The organism is Streptomyces sp. MBT65 (assembly GCF_016612545.1).
In the GTDB taxonomy this organism is placed as follows: domain Bacteria; phylum Actinomycetota; class Actinomycetes; order Streptomycetales; family Streptomycetaceae; genus Streptomyces.
In genome coordinates this window covers 1-1,783 of record NZ_JAENRY010000590.1, presented here as the reverse complement: position 1 = coordinate 1,783, position 1,783 = coordinate 1, and the positions used below count along the sequence as shown (strand labels likewise).

Below are 1,783 nucleotides of genomic sequence, written 5' to 3'. Positions count from 1 at the left end.
CTCGGCGTCGACCAGCCGCGCGGCGGTGCTGGCCGGATGTGCCGCGCGGCTGGTCGACGCCGAGCGACGGGTCCGGGTGCGGGTCGAGGCGGACGGTACGCGCAGGGACAGCACGTCACCGCCGGATCCCGCCTGGCCGTCCGCCGCGCTGACGCCGGGCGGGGCCTCCGCGCTCTGGCTGGAGCGTACGGCGCAGGCGGCGCCCAGTGTCGTCGACGCGGTGATCCTGGAGCGGGCGGCCGGTGCCGTACGGATCGTGCTCGATCGCACCCGGGGCCGGGTTCCCCTCGACGACCCGGAGTCGATCGAGACCCTTCTCGACCCGACGGCTCCCGAGGCGGCCCGGCTGCACGCGGCCCGCCGGCTCGGCCTCGACCCGGCAGACCCCGCGACCCGGGCCAGGGCCGTCGCCCCGCTCGACGGACCGCCCCGGGTCGTCGCCGCACTCCGCGACACCGGCATACGGTCCACGCCCCTTACCCCGCACCCGGACGGCGATCCACAGCCAGCCCAGGACCGCACGGGCGCCCAACCTCCGCACACCGACGCCGAGTTGCCCGCCGGGCGGCTGGGCATCGGCCCCGCCGTCCCCGTACTTGACCTGCCCCGCTCCTGGGCCGCCGCCCGCACCGCCCTCCGCTTCACCTCCGACGGCACCGCACAGGACCCCGGCCGGCGCATCGTGCACGCCGACGATCTCGGCGGCATCGCCCTCCTCGCCGAACTCGTCGTACCGGGCGCCGAACCACCCCCCGACGTCCAGGACGTGGAAGCCGCGGCGGCGACCGCGCCCTGGCTGCTGGCCACGCTGAACGCGGTCGCGACCACCACGAGCCTGCGCGCGGCGGCCACCGAGATCAACGTCCACCACTCCACGCTCCAGGACCGGTTGACCCACGCGGAGTCCCTGCTGGGCTGGCCGGTACGCACGCCACAGGGCCGGCTACGACTCCAACTGGCCCTGACCATGCGGCATTTGGCTCGGCCCTAGGAGTCACGGCCGACGGCCGTAGCGGTCACCGCCGACGGCCGCAGAGCGTCGACCTCCCGTCGCGCCCGCAGTACTCGCCGTCGCCCCCTGAACCCACACCCCAAGCCCCGAGTGACCTCAACGCTTCTTGGCGACAAGGAACTCGCTCGGATCCCTCGCCCTGAGCTCACCCGCGTCCCAGTGCGACACCGGCCCGGACCGTATCCCCCCGCACTGACAACAAACGGGCACGCAACGGCACTTGGCCATCCGCCGGTCACCCGGAATTCCAGATTCAGTGCGGTTGAGGGGGAGTCATAGCAAGCGCTTGTCGCTACATTTTGGCATGACCGCCGCAACACCCTCACCCTCCCCCTCTGTAACTCCGCAGGAGGCACTTCCCCATGCGCAGACTTCTCGCCTGTCTGGCGGCCGCAGCCGCGGCCCTCGGCGGGATCACGGTGGCCGCCGCGACACCGGCCGCCGCCGCAACTTCGGGCAGTTTCAGCGTGCTCACGTACAACGTCGCCGGGCTGCCGGAGTCGTTGTCCAGCGCCTCGACGCCGCGGGACACGAGCACCACCGCGATCGGCACGCGCATCGCCCCGTACGACATCGTGAACGTGCAGGAGGACTTCAACTACCACGCCTACCTGTACTCCACCGACACCCACCCCTACCGCACCGCGACCAGCGGCGGCGCCGGTATCGGCAGCGGGCTCAACACCGTCTCCAACTACGCCTGGGACGGGGACGACTTCGAGCGCGTCCACTGGAACTCCTGCCAGATCGACTCGGGCGACTGCCTCACCC

General features: G+C 72.6%; 1 protein-coding gene and 1 pseudogene. Both read left to right on the top strand.

Translation table 11 applies throughout. From position 1 onward, the window contains the following. The first annotated feature begins 25 nt into the window (after positions 1–25). Positions 26–991 (top strand): helix-turn-helix domain-containing protein, encoded by a 966-nt coding sequence (locus JHN63_RS50725; RefSeq protein WP_374223034.1) that lies wholly within the window; start codon positions 26–28, stop codon positions 989–991. Between the two features lie 383 nt (positions 992–1,374). Then, positions 1,375–1,783 (top strand): annotated as a pseudogene (locus tag JHN63_RS50720) (endonuclease); the annotation flags it as partial.